This is a genomic window from Pokkaliibacter plantistimulans, assembly GCF_003194385.1.
In the GTDB taxonomy this organism is placed as follows: domain Bacteria; phylum Pseudomonadota; class Gammaproteobacteria; order Pseudomonadales; family Balneatricaceae; genus Pokkaliibacter; species Pokkaliibacter plantistimulans.
Genome location: NZ_LAPT01000047.1, coordinates 1 through 23,351, shown reverse-complemented (window position 1 = coordinate 23,351; position 23,351 = coordinate 1). Strand labels below are relative to the sequence as shown.

Below are 23,351 nucleotides of genomic sequence, written 5' to 3'. Positions count from 1 at the left end.
TACCTGTCGTATCAATGCCTTGTGGCAGGCCCATCCTGCCGCTGCGTCATTTCATGGGCCGCAGCAGCCCCCGCAAAACGTACATAGAAACTCAACCAGCGCTCGGCAGTCGCCGCATCAAACAGGTCGGTGTCGTATTCCAGCGTCAGCCGCACCTGATCACAGCCATCGGCCTGCGGCTCCTCCGCATAGAACAGCAGCAGATCATGCTTGGCGGTGGTCTGCGCCAGAATCTGACGAATATCTTCCTCAAGCATGCCCGGCTGACCGGCTGGCAGCAGCGGTAAACCTGCCACATTGTCCGCAGCCAGTGCACCAAACTGCTGGTACTCAAACACCACATTGACCAGTGGCTGACGGTTGGACTGACGTTGCCGCCCCAAACCACGCACCAGTTCATCAAAGGGATAGTCACGCTGGTCAAGCGCCTCGACCATACGCTGCCGTGCCGCCACAATCAGCGGCTCCAGCTCGGTATCGGCCGTCAGTTGCAGGCGAATGGGCAGCACATTGACGAAGAAGCCAATCAGCCCTTCGGTTTCCAGCCGGTCACGCCCCGCAACGCCCATACCGATCACCAGATCGTCCTGCCGCGTCAGACGATAGAGCACGGAGGCGAACAGCGCCATGCCCACCGCTGACACGGAGACCTGTAAGCGCTCGGCCATCAACCGCAATCCGGAGGCCACGCCCTGCGGCAGCAGGGTTTGCACACAGGCACCACGGAAGGACTGTACGGCCGGTGCAGGCCGGTCAGCAGGCAGCGCTATCTGCTCCGGTGCCCCCCGCAGCGCCTCACTCCAGTACTCAGCCGCCTGTTGCCATTGTCTGCTGGCCTGCCAGGCGGCGTAATCCTTGTAGTGAATGGGTAGAGGCGGCAGCTGCGGCTCACTGCGGCTTTGTGCTGCCCGATACAGTTCGCCCAGCTCCCTGACCAGAATACGTGATGACCAGCCATCACCGACGATGTGATGCAGCACCACCAGCATCAGCGCCTCGCTGGCGGAGACCCGGATCACCCGTGCCCGAATCAGCGGCGGCTCGGCCAGATCAAAGCCTGTAGCGGCTTCCTGCCGGGCCAGACGCAGGGCTTCTGCCCTGGCGTCAGAATGACAACTGACATCATCCAGCTGCACGTGCGGCACGGCCTCGGTGATACGCTGCATGATCTGCCCATCATCCTGCTCGACAAAGGCAGTACGCAGCGGCTCATGACGCCAGGCCAGTGCCTGCAGCGCCTGTTGCAATAGCTCGGGCTGCAATTCAGCACTGACGTTAAAGGCAAATACCATGTTGTAGGCACTGCCGCTGGGGTCCATCTGTTGCAGCAGATACAGACGGCGCTGTGCATGGCTGGCAGGGTACAGTTCCGCACGGGCAACGCGGGGAATCGCTTCCTCGGCGCCCTCATGCTCATTGCCCTGCTCCACGCTGGCCTGCGATTCCAGCGCATGGGCCAGACCGGCCACACTGGGGTCAGCAAAGAACACGGCCATGGGCAGGCGCACACCGCAACGCTGTGCCAGACGATTGACTACCCGGATAGCCAGCAGACTGTGACCGCCCAGATCAATAAAGCTGGTCGCCGGGTCATCCACTGGCTGAGCAAACACTTCACTGAACACCTCCGCAACCAGACGCTCCGCGTCGCTCAAGTGCATCTCACTCTGATCATCAGCGCCAGCGCGCTGGCTGCCCAGCGGCAATTCGGTCAGTCGCTCAGGCTGCTCCAGCCAGCTCAGCAAAGTACGGCTGTCAGTTTTGCCGTTAGCGGTCAGCGGCAGGGCCGACAACTGCCACCAACGTGACGGCAGCATGAATGCAGGTAGTCGCTGCCCCAGCCAGGCGCGCAGACTGGCAGCCTGCAGAGGCTGAGCCTGTTCACTGGGCGTAATGAAAGCCAGCAGGCTTTGCTCATGACAGAGCACCGCCACACTGGCAACACCCGGCGCATCAGCCAGCACCTGTTCGATTTCTTCCAGCTCAATGCGCAGACCGCGCAACTTGATCTGGCTGTCATTGCGCCCGCCAAACTCGATCTGGCCATCACTGCGCCAGCGCGCCCGGTCACCCGTACGGTACAGTCGTTGTGACGGCTGCTCAGGATCACTGACAAAGCGTTCGGCGGTGCGCTCAGGCTGCTGCCAGTATTCGCGCGCCAGACCGAGACCGCCCAGATACAGTTCGCCCCAGACGCCGATGGCTGCACGCTGGCCCAGACCATCGAGGATGACGGCTTGCGTGTGAGCCAAGGGCCGGCCGATAGGCACGCCGCCTTCCTGCCCAGCCAGTTGCTGACGGGTGATGGGATAGAGGGTGGCAAAGGTGGTGCACTCGGTAGGACCATAGCCGTTCCAGCACTGCACCTGCGGACAGGCCAGCAGCAAGCGCCGGATATGAGGCAGACTGAGCGCCTCACCACCGACCAGCAACGTACGCAGGGTACGGAAGCTGGCTGGATCGTGGTCTACCTGACGATTGAACAGGCTGACGGTCATGAACATTCGCTCAATCTGCCAGCGTTGCAACGCCTGCCCTAAAGTACCGGGGTCCAGCAGCAACGGGTAATCGATGATGCACAGGTGTGCACCACGCAGCAGGGTATTCCAGATTTCAAAGGTGGAAGCATCAAAAGCCAGCGGCCCGGCCTGCCCGACCCGCTCGCCCGCACGAGGCTGCAGCGCCTCACCCCCATGTAACAGACGCACTACCGCCTGCTGGGTAATGACCACGCCCTTAGGCACACCAGTAGAGCCGGAGGTGTACATCAGATACACCGGCAGATTATCCACGTCATCCGGCTGCGGCAACCGCAACTCAGTGGCAGGCAGTAATGCTCGGGCCGTTCCTGACTCGATGCGCAGCAGCTGGCCAGTTACCAGACCCAGCTCCTCTTTGCCCGCTGAAGTCATGCATAACAGGGTAACGGGCTGATCAGCCAGCGCGTCAGCCCCCTGCTGGTCAACCAGCGCCAGTCGGCAGCCACTGTCCTGCAAAATCAGCCGGTTCCGTGCCGCCGGGAACGCCGGATCAAGCGGCACGTAGGCAGCCCCCAGCGCCACAATCGCCAGCACCGCCACAATCGCAGGCACACCGCGCTGGCAATGCAACGCCACCCAGTCTCCCGGCTGCACACCTTCGCCCTGCAACGTGGCGGCCAGCAACAGCACCTGCTGTTGCAGTTCGGTGTAGTTCAGGCTGAGGTGTTCATCACTAACGGCAGCCTGTGCTCCATGTTGCGCCACCGCCTGCGCAAACAGCTTGAACAGACCCTGCCCCAGTGGCAACGGCGGTTGCTCGCCCCGCTCGAAGTCTGCCAGCCTCTGTCGCTCTGCTGCAGGCAGCAAAGGCACATCCGACAGGGGCGTATCGCCATTACCGACCATCTGCCGCAGTACTTCGCAGAACTGCTCACCCAGTCGCTGCATCCGTTCTTCGTCAAACAGATCGGCATAGTAGTCCAGCACGATGCTGATCCCCTCGGCCTGATCGCGGACAAAGATCGACAGATCATTCTTGCAGTGGCGACGCTCCAGACCGCGAATCTCAAATGCCGGTGCCTGCCCGTCTTGCGCCTGAACACTGAGCTGGCCGGCACTGGCGAAATTCATGTAAGACAGTGACACCTCAGACAGCATCGTCCGCTCCGGTGCAGCAGGTGGCGCCAGCTCTTCCAGCAACTGCCCCAGACTGTATGCCCGGTAACGCATGGCCTGACGGTGCTGCTGGTGAACATGGGCCAGCAACTCGCTGACCCGAGATTGCGCCGCCACCTGCAGACGCAGCGGCAGCAGTGACACCATCATGCCCGGCACCCCGATAAAGCCATTGACATCACGGGAATCGACCGGCACCGCCATCACCAGCTCCTGCACACCAGCCAGACGCTGCAACAGCAATGCCCAGGCTGACAGTACCAGACTGAACATGGTGACCCGCTGCTGTGCGGCGAACGTACGGGCCTCACGCACCAGCGCCGGTGGCAGGTTAAAGCCACTCATGCCACCGTGATAGCTGTGCTGCGGGGGACGACGCCGGTCAGCCGGCAGGTCCAGCAGGGGTAATGGACCCTGATACTGCCCCAGCCAGTAATCGCGTGACTGCTGCAGCCGGTCTTCCCCCTGCTCCAGCTCACGCTGGCATTGCAGGGCGTAATCATGGAGATAACCACGCGGTGCAGGCAGTGACTGCCCCTGATACAGCGCACCCAGCTCCGCCAGCAGCATTTCGATACTGCTGCCATCAGCCAGACTGTGGTGAATATCAAAGAACAGCACACGCTGCTGGCCGTCTTCCAGCACCTTCCAGCGCACCGGTACGCCCTGCAGCAGGTCGAAAGGCTGCAGCAACGCCTTAATTCTCTGCTGCAACGCCTGTTCATCAGCGACCCGCTCCACGGTCAGTTGTGGCATGGCAGCTGACAGTGGCAACACCTGCTGCAGCCATTCCGACTGCAGGGCAGACGGACTGGCATGGGGCAATTCAGCCGCTACCACGTCCGCCTGAGGCTGACCGCGCCCCGCACCACCGTGGCCGTCATCCCACTGCACCTCAGCCTGCGCCGACACCAGACAGGTCCGGAGCAAAGGTTGTCGTGCCGTCAGCTGCACAATGGCACGTTGCAGGCGATCAAGGTCAACCTCATCACTGAGACTGATCACATGGGGCAGATTAAAAGCCGTGCCCATTTCACCGGCCTGTTCGGCATGCAGCACCGCAAGCTGATCCCAACTCAGCGGATAGCGCCCGGCAAAACGTTCACCTTCACTCAGATCAGCTGCCGCCGTCTGTTCGCTGTCATCAGTATCAGCCGAACCGACAGGTGGCTGGCTATCGGTGCCTGCGGTGTCGCCAGCCAGTTTCTGCACCAGTGCCCCGACGGTAGCCAGCTCCAGCAGATCCGCCAGACTCAGCTGCTGCCCGGTGCGCTGACCGATCTTCTCGACAATCTGCATACCGGTGATGGAATCACCGCCGAGCGCATAGAAATCATCATCGACACTGACCTGCTCATAGCCCAGCACCTCGGCAAAGATGGCACTGAGACTGGTGGTCAGATCAGTCGGTGAGGATTCAGCCTGTGCCAGGCGCTCAGGCTGTGCTGCCAGCGTTGCAGGCTGCATGGACAGAGAAAGTGGTTCAGATGCTTTGGAAGCAGCAGGAAGACTGGCGATGATGGCCTGCACCGAGGCCAGCTCCAGCAAGTCGGCCAGACTCAGTTGCAGTCCAGTTTGCCTGCTGACCCGTTCGACAATCTGCATGCCGGTGATGGAATCGCCCCCCAGCGCATAGAAATCATCGTCAACGCTAATCTGCTCATAACCCAGCACCTCAGCAAAGATGTTGCACAGGGTCTGGCTTATATCCGCAGTACCGGGTGCGACTGCTGTAACGGCCGTCTGCACGACGTCAGCCTCGGGTACCGCAGCGGTTTTGGCTACCGATGACGGCTCGGGCTGAGCGTGGCTCTGCGGCTGTGCCTGCGTCAGTAACGCCGGGTCAAGCACCACGACTTGTGGTTGCCCGCTAGCCAGTGCCCGTTGCCAGAGGATGGGCGCCTGCGCCGGGGTGATAAACGCCCCTTTGTGCAGAGGCACGTTGAAGCGTGCTGCCATGCCCTGTTCAGCCAGTGCGCACCAGTCGATACTCAGTGCCGGCTTGCCAGCAGCACGGCGCCAAGCAGCAAAGCTGTCCAGCCAGGCGTTGGCTGCGGCGTAGGCACTCTGCCCCGGCGCCCCCAGTACCGCCGTTAGACTGCCAAAGAGTACAAAGGCCGTCAGCGGGTCATCCCGTGTCAGGTCATCCAGATGGCGTGCGCCGTCCACTTTGGCCGCCAGTACCGGCGCAAAACTGGCCAGACTGCGCTTGGCCAGGAAGCCACCATCGGCGGCTCCGGCGGTATGCACCACCGCGGTAATGGCCCCCAGCTGACTGCGTATCTGCTGCAGGGTGTCGGCCAGCTGTTGATAGTCACTGACGTCGCAGCGGTACAGTTGCAGTGCCACGCCTTGCTGACGCAGGGCGGCCAGTTGTGCCTGAGCTTGCGGCTCCAGCTCTGCTTCACTGCGGCGACTGAGCAGGGCCAGTTTCACCTTGCCCTGCGCACTGAAAGCCGGTGCCAGAGCCAGAGCAAAGCCGCCCAGACCACCGCTCACTACACACACACCCTGCTCCGGCCAGTTTCGTGCTGACATGCTTGTGGCAGCGACCTCTGCGGCCTGCACGTCTCGGCGATAGACCTGACCACAGCGCCACAGGCTGATATCCGCCAGTCGGTCAGACTGATTGAGCAATGCCGCCGCGCCGATCATGGCCTCTTCGGCGGCAATATCCAGATAGCCCACTTCCAGCAGGGCTTCTTCCTTACCAGCAGCCAGACAGACACCGGCAGCCAGTGCAGCATCAGGCTGTACCTGTAAGGGGTCGTGATCATCCAGACGATAGGCACCGCTGCCCAGCACCAGCACCCGGCAAGATTGCCGGACGCCGCGCAGCAGGGTTTGCAACGCCTGTCCGGCACGTTCGGCCAGCTGCCTGTCGGCGGACAGTGCCAGCAGCACATGCTGTGCCTGCTGTACATCATCACGACTGAGACTGTTTAGCGCACAGCGTTTTACCTGCGCAGGCAGATAACGAACAAAGGGCCAGACCTCAATACTGTGCTCATCCGTAATCAGCAGCGTACCGGCGGGCCAGCGCAGATCCACCGTCTGCTCCACCGCTTGCCAGCGCGGCAGCAGAATGGCAGGCAAGGCGTCTTCGGCTTGCCCCGGCTGGGCGAAACGCAACCCGCTCATCCGCAGGCACAGCTCACCGCTTGAGGGGTCGATCAGGCTGATGTCCACCAGCGCGCCCGGCTCTGCGCTGTGGCGACGACCAATGGCCAGCACCTCGGCAGGCAAGGCGCACAGCAGCTGCAATGACTCACAGCCCGACAGCACACTGTTCCCCTGTGCCATCCCCAGACTGGCAGCGACATCCAGCAATGCCGGGTGCAGTGCCAGCTGTTGCAGATCCGCCTCATAGCGGCTGGCCAGCCCCAGCAAAGCCAGACCTTCGCCACTGTGCGGGTCAGCCCAGAAGGCACGACGACAATCCCAGCGTTCACTGACCTGCAGTATGCCGTGATCGGTACTGAAAGAAGGAATCGGCTGGTGCTGACTGAAACGCTCCCGCAGTGCGGTGACATCCCACCGCTCCGACACCACAGGCTGTACAGACCAGTGCCCTTCGGCGGACACCAGCCAGCGGCCGTGGCTGTTGCGCTGCCCCAACTGCAGACGGCCATCGTCATGCAGCAACAGGCTGACCTGTCCCTGACCGGCCTGCAACGGACGCAACCAACGTAGCCCGGTCAGCGTCAGCCCTTCAGGGGACTGGCCCAGCTTGCGCAGCGCCTCAGCTACCAGACCGGGCAAGGCCATGCCCACCAGTGTGGCTTTGCCATTGAGGCGATGCTCGGCCGCAGGCCAGCAGGCCGGGTCTTGTAACTGCAGCGTAAACACCTGGGCATCGGCGGTCGCGGTGGGGCCGCTAAACCAGGGCTGATGGAACGACGGCGTACCTTTGGCCAGCGCAGGTTTGCACTGCTGACGGCTGAAAGGCACAAAAGGCAGATGACAACGGCGAGCTGGCAGATGCTCAGGCCAGACCAGTTCGCCACCGCTCAGCCAGCCCTGACAGGCCGCCTCGGCATCCGTCTGTTCGGCATGCCAGGCCGCCGCCGGAGTTAACGCAGGTGACGTTGCCCCACGCCGGGCAGCGACTTCCGCGACCGCTCGGTCATCCCCCGCCAGCAGCTGCATCAGGGCCAGCATCAGTTGCTGCCGGTCACTGACCGCCACAGCAAAACGCCAGCTCATGACGGCACGTCCACGACACAGGGTCATGGCCATATTTGGCAGCAGATGCGCTCCGGCCTGCCCGGCTTCACGCTCGGCCAGCCAGCCCAGCAGTGCCTGAGCATAGCTCAGCAAGGCTGCTTTGCTGCCTGCCGACAAGGCCACAATGGACCAGCCCTGCGGCAGAGCCATTTGAGTCGTTTGAGCCGTCGCGACAGGTGCAGCTTCAACCACGATATGAGCGTTGATACCGCTCAATCCGAACGAACTGACCCCCGCCCGGCGCGGATTGCCACGTACCGGCAAGGGTTGCAACTGCGCCGCTACCTGCACCGGCGCCTGATCGAAATCAATGGCAGGGTTAGGCTTGGTAAAGAACGGTTGCGGCGGTGCCTGATCGTATTGCAGGCAGAGTACCGCCTTGAGCAGACCCAGCCCCCCGGCAGCATGGTCGAGATGGCCGAAGTTGCCTTTTACCGAACCGATCAGCGCCTTTGGCTGTTCTGCATCAGTGCGGTTTTCACTGGCAGCAAAAGCCTGAGTCAGACCGCTGATTTCAATAGGATCGCCCAGCGCCGTACCGGTGCCGTGGGCCTCGATATAAGACAGGCTGTGCAGCGGCAGCTGAGCAGCCGTGGCGGCAGCCTGAATCACCCTGGCCTGTGCCAGCGGATTGGGTGCCGCAGCACTGCTGGAGGCACCATCCTGATTGACAGCCGAGCCACGAATAACCGCATGGATCGCATCGCCATCGGCTTCGGCAGCACTCAGGGTCTTGAGCAGAAACACCACACTGCCCTCACCCATGCCGGTGCCATCGGCCCCTTCGGCAAAGGCACGGGTACGTGCAGTGGAAGAATCGATAGTGAAGCCCTCCGCCGCATCGGACGGCAGCGGAATCAGCTTGGCCGCTCCCGCCAGTGCCACCTTACAGTGGCCATTTCGCAGCTCGGTGCAGGCCTGATGGACAGCTACCAGCGATGATGAACAGGCGGTATCCAGCAAGGCCGCCGGGCCATGCCAGTCGTTGAGGAACGACAGACGGGTGGCGATATTGGAGGGCACATTGAGGGCAAAAATCTGCTCGGCACGGTGAAGGTCGGCCTGCTCCAGCGCCAGTCGGTGCAGCATATTGCTGCCACCACCGACGAACACGCCTACGGCATCCCCGCGCAGCGCCTGTCCACCATAACCGGCATCCTCCAGCGCCATCTGTGCTGTTTCCAGAAACAGCCGTTGCTCCGGGTCGATCAGCGCGGCATCAGCCGGTGCCATGCGGAAGCGTCGCGGCTCAAAGCCGTACAACTCCTCACGATAGGCCGCCTGACGGAATTGCTGTGGTGCAGTGCGCCCCAGTGCTTGCGACAGTTCACGGGCCAGCTGCTCACGGGCAGCAGGCAAAGGCCGCACCTTATCCGCACCTTCGGCCAGCAACTGCCATAGCTGCTGCGGTGTCTCCGCATCCGCTACCTGCACCGCCATACCGATAATGGCTATGGGCTCGTTCAGCGCCCGCTGCGCCGGGGTGGAAGAAGCAACCGTCGCCTGCGCCCCTTCTCCCGCCAGCCAGCGTGCCTGTGCCGCCACGGTACTGTGGCTGAACAGGTCGGCTACGGTGAACAGATCAGGCCAGCGCTGTTGCAGCCGGTCATACAGACGCAGCAGCAACAGCGAATTACCACCGGCATCGAAGAAGCCGTCATCCTTGCTGAAATGCGCCTCCGGCAGAATGGCCTGCCAGAGAGCCAGCAGTTCCTGCTCCAGCCCGGCAACGGTGTCGCTCGGCTGAGATGCAGAGACACCCGCAGGTGCACGCTGATCCAGTGGCGTACCCGTCAGCGCCTTGCGGTCCACCTTGCCACTGCTGGTCATCGGCAGATGCGCCAGCTGGAAGAAGCGCGCCGGGAGCATGTATTCCGGCACCTGCAGACGCAGGCACTGACGCAGTTCGGCACTGGTCAGTACGCTCTCTGCTTCTGCACTTGTATTGGCACTGGCAGGCAGAATATAGGCGTGCAACTCGGTCAGCCCGGCTACTTGAGCGGGGACCACCAGTGCGCGCTCTACCCGAGGATGCGCCTCCAGTACCGCTTCGATCTCACCGCACTCGATACGGAAACCGCGCACCTTGACCTGATGATCAATACGGCCCAGATAGTCAATGCTGCCATCACGGCGCCAGCGCCCCAGATCACCGGTGCGATACCAGCGGCCATCCGCCACCTGCGGATCAGCGGGGAAACGTTCCGCCGTCAGTTCAGGGCGATTGAGATAGCCCCGCGCTACCTGTGGCCCGGCCAGAATCATCTCACCGGCCACACCAATAGGCAGCGGCTGCTGCTGGCTATCGAGAATCAGCACGCGGGTATTGGCGATAGGCTTGCCGATGGGCACGCTATCACCGCCCTGCCACGGAGAACAGGGCTGCCAGGTGACATCGACCGTGGCTTCAGTAGGCCCGTAAAGGTTGTGCAGCTCGGCACCGACTGACTCATGTAGCAGGCGATTGAAACGCTCCACCAGCGACAGATCCAGCGCCTCGCCACTGGCAAAGACATATTTGAGTGAGCGCAGACGCTCGACGGCAATCTTGCCGTCTTCCAGCGCGGTGAGGAAGCTGGCCAGCATCGACGGCACAAAGTGCATCACCGTTACCTGCTGCTGTTCAATGGCCAGTGCCAGCTGCTGCGGGTCTTTCTCACCATCCACCGGCAGCAGGGCAACCGTCGCCCCGGTCCACGACCACCAGAACAGTTCCCACACCGAGACATCAAAGGTAATCGGCGTTTTTTGCAGGATCACATCGCCCGCGCCCAGCGGGAACTGCGACTGCATCCACAGAATGCGGTTGACCACCGAGTGCTGCTCAATAGCAGCGGCCTTGGGCCGCCCGGTCGAACCAGAGGTAAAGAGCACATACGCAAGCTGACGGGCATCCTCCGGCAGGGTCACGTCTGACCAGTCTGCCGGGCCCATCTGTTCTACCAGCAGCGTGGTCACGGCATGGTCCGCAAACAGCGCCTGATGGGCCTGACTGGTCAGCACCAGCGTCTGCGTGCCTGCCACACTGAGGTCTTCCAGCATATCGGCCCGACGCTGCAGCGGATGCTGGGGATCAAGGGGAGAATAACAAGCTCCCGCCAGCAGGATGCCGTGAATGGCGACCAGCATATCGACCGAACGACTGATGCACAGCGCGACGGTTTGCCCCGGCTGTACACCGGCGCGCTGCAATTGCTGAGCAACACCTAGAGCACGGGCAGCAAACTCGCTGAAGCTCAGGCGCTGGCCCTGCTCACCAACGACTGCCAGCTGTTCTGGCGTGCTCAGTACCTGCTGTTGCAGCAACTGCGCCAGCGTCAACTCGGTCGGCAGCGCCGTCTCGGTGGCGTTGAAGCGGCTCAGCAGCGCCTGTTCCGCCGCCGGGATCACCGGCAGCTGGCTCAGGCTGTCAGGGTGCTGTGCAGCGACAACCGCCTCGGCCAGACAGGTCAGGCGGGCCAGCAGCAGTTCAATGGTGGCGGGGTCAAACAGGTCAGTATCAAATTCCACCTGCCCACACAGACCACCATGTTGCTGCGACTGCCAGAAATAGAACGCCAGATCGAACTTGGCAAAGGGGAAGTGGGTTTCCACCAGCTCCAGCTGCAAGCCGGGCAAGGCAGGCAGAGTGGGCGTGCCCTCCTGCCAGGCCAGCAACACATCAAACAGCGGATTGCGTTGCTGATCCCGCCCTGCGCCTGCCACCCGTACCATTTCCTCGAACGGCAGCTGCTGATCAGCAATGGCCTGCAGGATGGTGTCACGGGTCTGCTGCCAGTGGCTGTCGAAACTCTGCTGCGGTTGCAATTGCTGACGCAGCACCAGCGTATTGACGAAGAAGCCCACCTGCTCAGCCAGCTCGGCACGGTCTCGCCCGGCCACCAGCATGCCCAGCGCCAGATCGGTCTGCTGGGTGTGGCGATACAGCAGAACCTGCATGATCGCTGCCAGCAGGGAAAACGGTGTGCTGCCCGCCTGTTCTGCCCTGGCCTGCAGTGCAGCCGACAATGCTGGCGGGCATTGCCAGTCCATAAATGCACCACGGAAACGGCGCTGCAACGGGCGCTGGCGGTCCAGCGGCAGGTTCAGAGGCTCAGGCAACGGCGTCAGACGCTCACGCCAGCGCTCACGGCAGGCCTGCCCTTCGTCACTGCGCAACCACTGCCGTTGCCAGCTGGCAAAATCTTCATAGTGGCGCGGCAGTTCAAGGAGTTCGGGGCTGTTGCCAGCCAGTGCGGCCTGATAGCAGGCCAGCAACTCACGTAGCAGAATAGCCACTGACCAGCCATCGCACACGCTGTGATGGAAGTTCAGATGCAGCCAGTGACGCTCTGCTGACAGCTGTATCAACAACGCGCGCACCGGCGCTTCCTGTTCCAGCTGGAATGGCCGTACGCTCTCGTCGGCCAGACGGGCACGTGCCTGATCCTCAGTCAGGGCAAGACGCTGCGGGCGTAAACCGCCGGCTTCCGCCAGATACTGGCGTACGCCGTCGGCATCCCGTTCACTGCGCCGTGGTCGCAGACGCAGCGCGTGCTGGCGTCGTTCCACCATGAGCAGCGCCTGTTCCAGCGCGTCGGCATTCAGTGGCCCCTGCAGTTCCAGCGTTGCCGGGATGGAATAGACCGCGCTGTCCGGTGCCATACGCTGCAGCAACCACAGCCGCAGCTGACCACTGGACAGCGGGAAGTCTTCGCCGGTTGCGCGGGGAATCAGCTGCTGCTGAACGCGGGTATCGTGCAGCAAGGGTCGCAAACGGTCGGCCATCGCTGCCACGGTACGATCATCCAGCAGATCACCCAGTCGGGGGCGAATGGAAGAGGCACTCTCCAGCTCTGCCGCCAGTCGCATGGCCAGCAGACTGTGGCCGCCCAGCTGGAAGAAGTCACTCTGTGCGGTGATGACATCCTCCGGGAAAACTCGGGCGAAACAGCTTATGACCATGGCCAGCGCCGGGTCTTCCGTCAGCGGCAGAGCGCAAGCATCGACCTCAGCGCTGCGCTGAATGGCCTGGTATTCGCCCGCCTGCAACGCCGCCTGCACACGGCGACGGTCTTTTTTACCGTTGCGATTGAGCGGTAACGCGGTGGCCAGATAGAAACGCTCCGGCACCATATAGTCCGGCAGCTGGCGGCTCAGACGCGTGCGCCACTGCTGACAGCGGGCGGCCAGTTGCACTTCACCCACCGGCTGCGACAAAGTGCAGACCGCCAGCAGGCTGCGCCCGCCGCTGTCACTGGCAAGGTCGCTCGAAGGCAGGACCACGGCATCACCGATGTCATCCAGCGCGGCGAGCTGGGCCTCGATGGCGCTCAGTTCAATACGATGGCCACGGATTTTGACCTGACCATCACGGCGCCCACCAAAATGCAGCCGACCTTCGCTATCCCAGCGAACCCGATCACCGGTACGGTAGAGGCGTTCAGTCTGCATGGGGCTGGACGGATTCAACCCTGCCACGTCAACAAAGGCCGCGGCTGTCAGGTCATCGCGGCCGTTATAACCCAGTGCCAGACCATCGCCACCGCTATACAGTTCCCCCCAGACGCCCACAGCCACCGGCTGCTGCGCGTCATCCAGAACATAAACACTGCTGCGCGCCACCGGGCGGCCGATGGGAATATCCTGGGCCTGCAGATCAGCCGGGCTGATCGGCCACACGGTGGTAAAGGTGGTATTCTCGGTCGGGCCATAGCCGTTGAGCAGCTGCAGTGCCGGGCACGCCTGCATCACCTTGCGGACATGCTCAGGGCTCAGAGTTTCGCCACCGGTCATCAGTACCCGCAGCGGCCGGAACACCTCCGGCTGCTCATCGGCCATGCGATTGAACAGGCTGGCGGTTAGCCACATCACCCGGATGTTGTGCTGACTCAGGCACGCACCAAATGCCGTGGGATCAAACAGCGTCTCATCATCCAGCACATGGACACGGCCACCGTTCAGCAATGCCCCCCAGATTTCCAGCGTGGCGGCATCAAAGCCCAGCGAGCCTGCCTGTGCCATGGCCTCGCCGTCGGCAAAGTCGGCCTCGCTGATGCCGGGCAAATCGGTGTTCATCACCAGCCGGGCGACCGCCCGCTGTGGCACCACGACGCCCTTGGGTTCGCCGGTGGAGCCGGATGTAAACAGAATATAGGCCGCATCTTCACCATGACGATAAACCGGCTTGACCGGTTCGGCAGACGGCGTTAGTGACGGTTCGTTCACCAGTAACAGCGGCAGTTGATCCGCCAGCTCAGTCATCGCAGCCACACGGGACTCATCCACCAGCAGCAGGCGACACTCGGCCTGCTGCAACAAGGGCAGCGCTGCCGTGGCCGACATGGCCTTGTCCAGCGGCAGATAAACGGCACCGATCCAGTTGATAGCCAGTGTCGCTACGATGGCCTGCGGTGTGCGGGCCATGGCCAGCGCCACCACGTCACCGGCTTGCACTCCGCGCTGTTGCAGCAATGCCGCGACACATTCCACCTGCTGCTGCAGCTCAGCAAAACTCAGGCTGTGGCTTTCATCACTCAGCGCTGCACGGTGCGGCCAGCGCTCCATGGCCTGATGCAGTAAAGACGCTAACCCCTGTTCACGGGGATATAACCGTGACGGTAGCGAGGCAAACTGCTGTAACTGTTGTAGCTGTATAAGTGGCAGGGCATTCAGGCTGGCAAGTTTCTGCTCCGGTGCCGCTGCTACCGCCTCAATCAGGCAGCACAGTTGCTCCAGCAGGCGCTGCACCCAGACCTCACCATACCGGTGACGGTCAAACTCGGCAGCGATAGTGGCCCGCTCCTGCCCTTGTTCCCGGTAGCGCAGCAGCCCCAGCATCAGCGGAAACTTACCGGCACCAAACTGCTCATCAGCCTCTTTCGGCATGGCTTCGGCTTCTTCCACCTGCGCCACGCAGTCGAACACATTTTGCCCTTGCTGCCCGCCCTGTTCGGTCGCCAGGGCCATCATCAACTGCGCCAGAGGATACTGCTGATGATTGAGCGCACCGCTCATGCAACGACGTACTTCGCTGAGCAGCTGCGCAAAGGGCCACTCCCCCGGATGCGCCAGCCGCAGCGGCAATACGTTGACGAAACAGCCAATGACCCCCTGCTGCTCACGGGCAGTCCTGCCCGAGAAGGGCTGGCCGAGCGTGACACCACTGTCGCTGTCCTTGTAACGGGACAACACCGCAACCACCATGGCATTCCACACCATGGCCAACGTGCCACCTTCGCCCACCCGGGTCAGCTGACGTAATGCGCTCAGTGTGGATTCAGGTAAAACCAGCAGGCGACGTCGCCCTGCGACGGCTTGCCCGGTCAGCAGATCGGGATCACTGAACAGGGGTGTGCTGACGGTCTGCATGGCTGACAGCCAGTACTGCTGCAACTCTATGCCCGTTTCACCAGTTAGCGCCTGTCGCGCATTGCCGCTCAGCTGCTGCAGCGAGCCAGCCTCCGGCAACGGCTGGTTATTCAGCAGCGCGGTCAGTTCCGCTTTGAGAATGCCTATCGACCAGCCATCGAACATCAGGTGATCAGCAACCACCAGCAACAGATCAGGCTGACCTGAGTTCATACCAAAACGGATCAGCGGAGGGACGCCAAGGTCAAACACCGGCTCGGCCAGTTCGACAATCTCGGCGACCTCACGAATGCGGTTGGCATCCTGCTGCAGTAACTGGGCCACAGGCCACACACGCTGCAGTACCTGACCATCACGCTCAACGAAACTGCTGCGCAACGCCTGATGGCGCTCAATAACAAACCCCAGCGCCTGCTCTACCAGTTGCCGCTGTGCCGGGCTGGCCAGGCTCCAGTCGGCCACACCCAGTGCGGCAAGGGGGATAACAAAACTGACGGTATAGGTCTGGCTGCCGGGGGCATCGCGCCGTGCCAGCCACTGCCCTTCGATAGCCGGATGAATAGCAAACTCACATTCCCAGCCTGGGGCACTCGTTGATACGTTGCCACCCAGCCACTGCGACAAGGTATTGACCAGATGCTCAGCAGAGGCACCGGTGCTACTCAGCAGCAACAGCTGCACGGTTTCCGACAGGCGAATCAGCAGCACTTTGCTGCTGTCCGTCAGCGAGGTCTGGATAAAACGCTGCAGAATATCTTCCCGGGCAGCGCCCACCATCGCAGCGATATTCAGGCAGGTATTGATGCCTGCATGTCCGGCCTGCTGCAGCGCCTGACTGAGCAGCTCATTGGGCAGTTCACCGACAATATCGATGCCTGCCCAGCCAGCGGGCAAGTCACGCTGGCTGACATGCAGCTGCACCTGACTGAGGTCACACTGCTGCGCCTGCAGGCAGACGTGCTGCCGTTCAGTAGGGTTCGCTGCCGCTGCCGCACGGCTGTCTGTGCCGAATGGCACGGCGGGCGTGGAAGACTGATCACTCAGGAGTTGAATCAGATCGGCTTTATGCAGCCGTACCGCTTCTTTCAGCTCATCGGTAAAAACACCTTCGGGGGCACTGAAGCGCAGATCCTTGCCTGCGCTGACACTGAGCTGGATATCCAGACTACGCAGATGCTGCAGCAATACCTCAGCAGACAAAAAGCGTGACAGATGACGGGTTGTCTCGCTCACAGTACACCCTCCTCACGGTGGGAAATTTGTTGATTCACTACCGGCTCCTTGGCAGGCACAGCAAAAACAGGGGCAATCGGTGTCGGGGGCGCAGAGGGCGTAACAGCATGAGACTCAAGCCACGCCACCAGCGCGGCAGGTGTCTGGCAGTCAAGCATGACCGCGGTGGAAATATCACACCCCAGTTCGCTCTGCAGACGTGATACCAGCCGCACGGCCAGTAACGAGTCGCCACCCAGCACAAAGAAATCATCCTCAGCCTGAATATCATCTCGGCCAAACATCTCACGCCAGATCGTCAGCACCTGTTGCGACAGATCAGCGTTGGCAGAATTCAGTGGGGTAACCACGGTGGAAGTGCCCGCCGACTGCGCGGGTGTGGGGACAACGCCGCCCCAGAATGACATTGGGGTCGCCACATTCGGGCTTGTCATATTGTGCTGATTTACCAGTGTGCTCGGGTTTGCCACTTTACCCGGCGTTGCCACTTTACCCGAAGCTGCCACTGTTACGGAGGCGATGCGGTCCGCTGGCAGCGCCGGGGTCTCCACCCAGCAACGTTGCCGGGCATAGCGATAGGTAGGCAGCGGCGTACGTTGCCAGTGCTGACGGCCATGCACTGCCTGCCAGTCCGGTAGCAGCCCGTTGTTCCACAGCTGACCGACGGCACTCAGCAGAGCAGCACGCCCGGCCCGGCGTGAAGGCTGACCCGCGGGGCTACCCAGTGGCTGGCTGGCCAGTACCTGTGCGGCTGGCACCCCATTGGCCTGAGCCAGACGCGCTGCCGTCATGCCCGGACCACACTCCAGCAGCTGCAGCGGGCCAAGGGTTTGCAAGCAGGCAATATCATCGGCATAACGCACCGTGCCACGCAGATGCCGTACCCAGTAGTCAGGATCGGTGGCGTCTGCATCGGTCAGCCAGTTGCCGGTAAGGTTGGAAGCGATGGCAATAGCAGGCGGGCTGAGCTGCACACTGGCTACCCGCTGACGGAAGGCATCCAGCACCGTGTCCATCTGCGCCGAGTGAAAACCGTGAGAAACCGCCAGCCGCTTGCCGTTGATGGCACGCTGCTGCAACGCCTGCTCAAACTGCTCCATCGCCGCGACAGAACCCGATACCACACACTGGCGTGGGCCATTGAGCGCGGCAATGGACAGCGATGAGCCGGCTTCCGTCAGCAGTTGCTGTACATCAGCTTCGGCCATCGACAGGGCCAGCATGGCACCGGCCGGTGCCGAGGCCATCAGCCGACCACGGGCGGCCACCAGATCCAGAGCATCCGTGGCAGACATCACCCCTGCCAGCGCCGCTGCTGCGTATTCACCGATGCTGTGACCCAGCAAGGCGACCGGCTGCAAGCCCCACTGGCACAGCAGCCGGGCAATACCGTACTCGACAATAAACAGCGCGGGCTGGGTCAGGGCGGTATCCGCCAGTTGCCGCGCCGCCTCACTCTCATCCGGGTCGGCCAGCAGCAGCGTTTTCAACGGCTGCAGGTGCTGATTGTCTGGCTGCTGCAACAGATGCTGGCAGGCCTGATCCAGCCACTGGCGAAATTCCGGCTGCTGCTGGTAAAGCTCTCTGGCCATACCCGGCTGCTGCGCCCCCTGACCGGGAAACAGCAATGCCAGAGGCTGGCTGTGACCATCCGCGCGGCTCACCGAGGTGGTCGCCAGCTGGCGCAGCTGCTGAGCAGCCTGTGGCAGATCACTCGCCACAATGCTGTGTCGGTAAGACAGCGATGGCCGTACCGACAGGCTGAGCGCCATGTCCGCCAGCGCGGGCACTGCCTTGCCTTGTTCCGCAAGCGCCTCAAGATGGTCAGCCAGTGCCAGACAGTGCTGGGTCAACGCCGTTGCCGAGGCCGCCGAAAGGGGCACCAGACAGGTATGGTCGATGTCCCCATTGTGCTGATCATGGGCAGCAGCAGGCTGCGGTGCCTGCTCAACAATCACATGCACATTGGTGCCGCCCACACCGAAATTGCTGACCCCCGCCCGTCGCTGCCCTTGCTGCACCGGCCAGGGTTGCGGCTGGTCGTTGACACGGAATCGCCCTTCAGCAAACGGAATATGCGGATTGGCCACAGTGAAATGGCAGGTGGGTGGTACGGTGCCCTGCTCCAGACTGAGCAAAACCTTGATCAGGCTGGCAATTCCCGATGCGGCATCCAGATGGCCCAGATTGCCTTTGACCGAGCCAAGCCACGCAGGTTGCTCGCTTTGTCCATAGGCCAGATTGAGCCCTTCCACCTCGATAGGGTCACCCAGTGCCGTACCAGTGCCGTGCCCCTCCACATAGCCGATGCTGTCGGGTGCCACGTCAGCGTCCTGCAGGGCATGACGAATCGCTTGCACCTGACCGCTGACACTGGGGGCGGTAAAGGCGGCCTTGGCCGCGCCATCATTACTGAGGCCGATGCCGCGAATAACGCCATGAATGGTGTCGCCATCGGCCATGGCATCACTCAGTCGTTTCAACAGCACCACCCCTGCGCCACTGGCACCAATGGTGCCATCGGCCTGCTGGTCAAACGGACGGCAGTGCCCGCTACGGGAGCCAATGCCCCCGGCGACGTACTGAAACCCGCCAGCCAGACTGAAGCCGAAGGATGCACCGCCAGCCAGCGCCACCCGGCACTGGCCACTGCGCAGTGCCTGTGTGGCCAGTGCCACGCTGACCAGCCCGGTAGAACAGGCCGTAGAAACCGCAACCGCAGGGCCGGTCAGCCCCAGCTTGTAGGCCAGCCGTGTTGCGGCGTAGTCCTTGTCGTTACCCAGCGAGACCGCATAACGATCTGCATTGGCCGTCAAGCGGATCCCCGGCGACAGCAGATCGAGCATATAGGTGGCAAAGCCGGTCCCCACATAGGTGCCTACCGGGCCATCACGCTGCGGATCGCAGCAGGCATCCTCCAGCGCAGCCTTCGCTACTTCCAGCAGCAGGCGTTGTTGTGGGTCCATCTCCCGCGCTTCGGCCAATGACAGCCCGAAAGGCGCCGGATCAAACTGGTCGATACCTGCCAGCACACCATGGCGGGCGACGAAATTGTCCCGCTCAAGCAAAGCAGGATCAGCGCCCAGTTGCCGGAAATGTTCGGCGGTCAGATCGCTGATGGCTTCCTGCCCGTTGACCAGCAGTTGCCAGAACTGTTCGCGCGTCTCCACACCGGGGAAACGCATCCCCATACCGATTACCGCAATCGGCTCGGCTGCGTTTACCGGAGCTGTATTTGCCGATACACCCTTTGCCGATACACTCTTTGCCGATACACCCTTTGCCGATACACCCTTTGCCGATAAGGCGCTGGCTGCACTGTGGGTATGGGATAAAGCAGGGGCAGCAGGTTCCTGCACTTCACCGCTGAGAAAAGCCGCCAGCGCCCGCACACTGCTGTGATGGAATAACTCCACCGCACGCACTTCACGCCCGGCCACCGCCGAGATACGGGCCTGCGCACGAGGCACCAGCAAGGAGTGAGCGCCGATTTCAAACAGGTTGGCCGTGGGGTCAACACGAGGTTGATTGAGCAGCTCAGCCCAAATCTGGCCAATGGCCTGCTCCAGAGTATGGCGACGCCCGCTGGCAGCCGATGGGGCAACGGGCGCAGGTTGTGCAGAAGACAGCGCACTGCGCTGTCTTTCCGCCAGCAGCACTTTCAGCCGCTGCCGGTCGATTTTACCGGATGCCATCAATGGCAGGCGCTCAAGCAGCAGATACTGGGTAGGGACAGCAGCAGCAGGCAGTCGACGGCTCAGTTCGGCTACCAGCTCACGCTCAGCCACCTGCCCTGCAACCGCCGCCTGTACACTCCCGCCCTGCGCGTCAGCCTGATACCAGACCACGCCCTGCTCTACTCCCTGACAGCGGTGTAACTGCGCTTCCACTTCCGCCAGCTCGATCCGCTGACCGCGGACTTTGACCTGATCATCATCACGGCCGAGATAGAGCAGCTCACCCTGTTCGTTCCAGCAGCCACGATCACCACTGCGATACAGCGTGGCACCTACGGTGTACGGATCATCGATAAACCGCTGCTGGTTAGCCTCGGCCATAGCCAGATAACCCGCTGTCATGCCGACACCACCGATACAGATTTCTCCGGTTTCGCCAATGGCGACCCGCTGCCGCTGGGCATTGAGCACACGCACCACACCACCGGGTAAGACCCGGCCAATGGGCAACTCACCCTGCACCAGCTCCGGGAGCTGAATACCGGTGATATCGACCGTGGTTTCGGTCGGCCCGTACATATTCCATACCGGCGCCCCCAGTAACAGACGCAAACGGTTAGCCAGCTCAGGCCGCAGCACTTCACCGCCCAGCAGGATACGCCGCAACTGCAGTTCAGCGGTCGGCACCTCGCCCTGCATCAGGCTGTCCAGCTGGGTCGGTGCCATGTTCAGCTGCGTCATACCGGCAGTGACGGCCTCGCGCCAGAAGGCGGCCGGGTCTGCCTGTAGCAGACGATCAGCCAGCCACAGGGTGGCACCCTGGCTGAGCGCCATCATGACCTGCTGCATCCAGGGGTCGAAATTCATCGAGGTAGCCACGCAGGCCACCTCATCACTGCCATAGCCGAACAACTCCGCCATGCTCAGCGTCTTGAGGCACAGTGCGCCATGAGGGATCAGCACCGGCTTGGGCTGCCCGGTCGAGCCGGAGGTGTGATAGACGAAGGCAATATCGTCGGGGGACAGCGTTACAGGCTGCGTCAGCGCCCCCCGGGATTCAGGCGCCTGCTCAAGGGAAATCAGCTTCTGCTGCCAGCCTGCCTGCTGCAACAGGGTTTGACCGTCAGCATTGACCAGAACCGCATCGGCCTCAGCGAAAGACAACATGGCAACCAGCCGTGCTGCGGGCATCTGCGGATCAAGCGGCATGACGGCAGCACCGACCGACAGAATAGCCAGCACCGCGGCAATCTGTTCGGCGCAGGGCGACGTACAGAGCCCCACTCGTGCGCCCTTGCTCACTCCGGCCTGCTGCAAGCGGGCAGCCAGCTCACCGGCTTTTTCAGCCAGCCAGCGGTAGCGGTAGCCCTGCCCGGCATATTGCACAGCAATGGCATCAGGGGTGGAGGTGGTGCGTTGCCAGATACGGGCAGGCAGCAAGGTATGCAGCAGCCGCGCATCGACCACCGCGCCCTGCTCCCACTGCTGAATCTGAGCCAACTCAGCTTTACCCAGCACCGAGAGATAACGTAACGGCCGGTGCGGATCCGCCATGGCTGCATCCAGCAGGACATCAAAACGGCTGATCAGCCGCTGCATCTGCGGTGCTGACAGCACCGAGGGGTTACCGACCCAAACCAGCATGGCTTCGCTGTCCGGGTCATGCATGTCGTTGCCGAGATAGACCAGCGCCACATCGTCCACTGCGCCCACATAGGCGTTGGTGATACGGGTGGTCAGACCATGAAAGTCCAGTGACAGGGCAAAATCATTGGCAATAAAGACAGCGCCACCGCGCCGGGAAAAGCTGGCGCGGCCAATACCTGCCGTGCGCATACGGGTCGGCGCCAGACGCATGTGGCGCATATCGGCTTTTTTGTGGCGCGATACCTGCGTCACCAGCTCGGTAAAGCTCTGCTCATCCTGGCAATCCAGTGGAAACGGCAGCGATACGGCAAACAGCCCGGGCATGGCGCGCTCGCTGCGGCCGTAGCGATTCATCACCGGGGAATAGCAGACCGAGTGCTGCTGACCATTTTCACGGGCCAGCAGTAGTTGATAGACCGCCTGCAGCAGAATCGACAACGAACAGCCCAGCTGCGCTGCAAAGCCTTTTAACTGCTGTAAACGCGCCGCCGGCAGCGGACAGCGCAAGGTGTGTTGCTGGCCTGAGATACGCGGCTGGCTGGCTGAGGGTTGCCTTGAATCAGAAGCAAAACGGGACACCGGCTGATCATCCTGCAGGCGCTCACGCCAGTAGCTGACAGCGCTGTGATAGGCACGGCTGTCCGGGTAGCGCTGGTCTTCCTCGATAAACTCGCGGTAAGACGTAAAGGCAGCGGGCGTTACTTCCTGTCCCTGTACGCGCGCGTTGTACAGCTCTTCCACCCGGCGGCACATCACCACACCGCTCATGGCATCGGAGGTCAGGTGGTGGCAGATGCGCACCCACCAGTGGCGCTGGCTGGAGAAACGAATCAGGCGGTGGCGCATGGAATGCCCATGGGCCAGATCAAGAGGCTGGCGCCGTGCACTTTCCAGCTCACGCCAGGCGCATGCCTCAGCGTCGGCGGTCTCACTCAGGTCAATCAGCAGATAATCGAACGGAGGTCGTTTGTCTGGCAGAGTTAGCAGAGGGCGGCCCGCATCGGTAGAGAAGCACAGGCTCATGGCATCGGTTTCCGCGTCGGCCTGCTCAATAGCAGCGCGGAAATGGACCAGCTCCAGAGAGCCGTTTAATTCGATAAATTCGCAAATATGAAAATCAGCGGCATCCGGATTGTTGATCCACTCACTCCAGATGCTTGCCTGCGGTGCAGACAAAGGAAATTCGGCGTTTTCCTGCTGTGCCCGATACTCTGGCATAAACCCTCCCAGGGTTGTTGTCGCCTTATTCCTGCGTAGTCCTGCCATGCCAAAGGCACATCAAGCCACAGACTACATTCCGCTATTAGCCTTCCGGCTTATTATCGTTGTACGTGTAGCGTAATAACCCGCTGACTGGCCGTTGATAATCTATCTGCGTTGCCGAATACCGCGTCAAAAACAGGCTCACAGCCAAAGGCTGAACGTGCTTTAGCATGGCCCAGAAGGGGCGAGCGGAGCGAGTCAAATACTCACTTAGTTCACTTAACTCCGCTTTTTCGCCTGCTTCTTGTGCCCTTGGGTATTTCCTTGTCTCGGCTGCCTCGATAACGTTTTTCAACGA

General features: G+C 61.9%; 3 protein-coding genes. All 3 read right to left on the bottom strand.

The features are described from left to right. Positions 1–11 precede the first annotated feature (11 nt). Positions 12–16,466: a non-ribosomal peptide synthetase gene (locus WH50_RS10995; protein ID WP_110187340.1), complete on the bottom strand. Its 16,455-nt coding sequence runs from the start codon at positions 16,464–16,466 to the stop codon at positions 12–14. After that, positions 16,463–23,008: a hybrid non-ribosomal peptide synthetase/type I polyketide synthase gene (locus tag WH50_RS10990; protein ID WP_165838388.1), complete on the bottom strand. Its 6,546-nt coding sequence runs from the start codon at positions 23,006–23,008 to the stop codon at positions 16,463–16,465. Before WH50_RS10990 ends, WH50_RS10995 begins: the two co-directional genes overlap by 4 nt. Before the next feature lie 85 nt (positions 23,009–23,093). After that, the coding region (locus WH50_RS26610; RefSeq protein ID WP_207780263.1) for a hypothetical protein at positions 23,094–23,351 on the bottom strand (258 nt) is incomplete at its 5' end.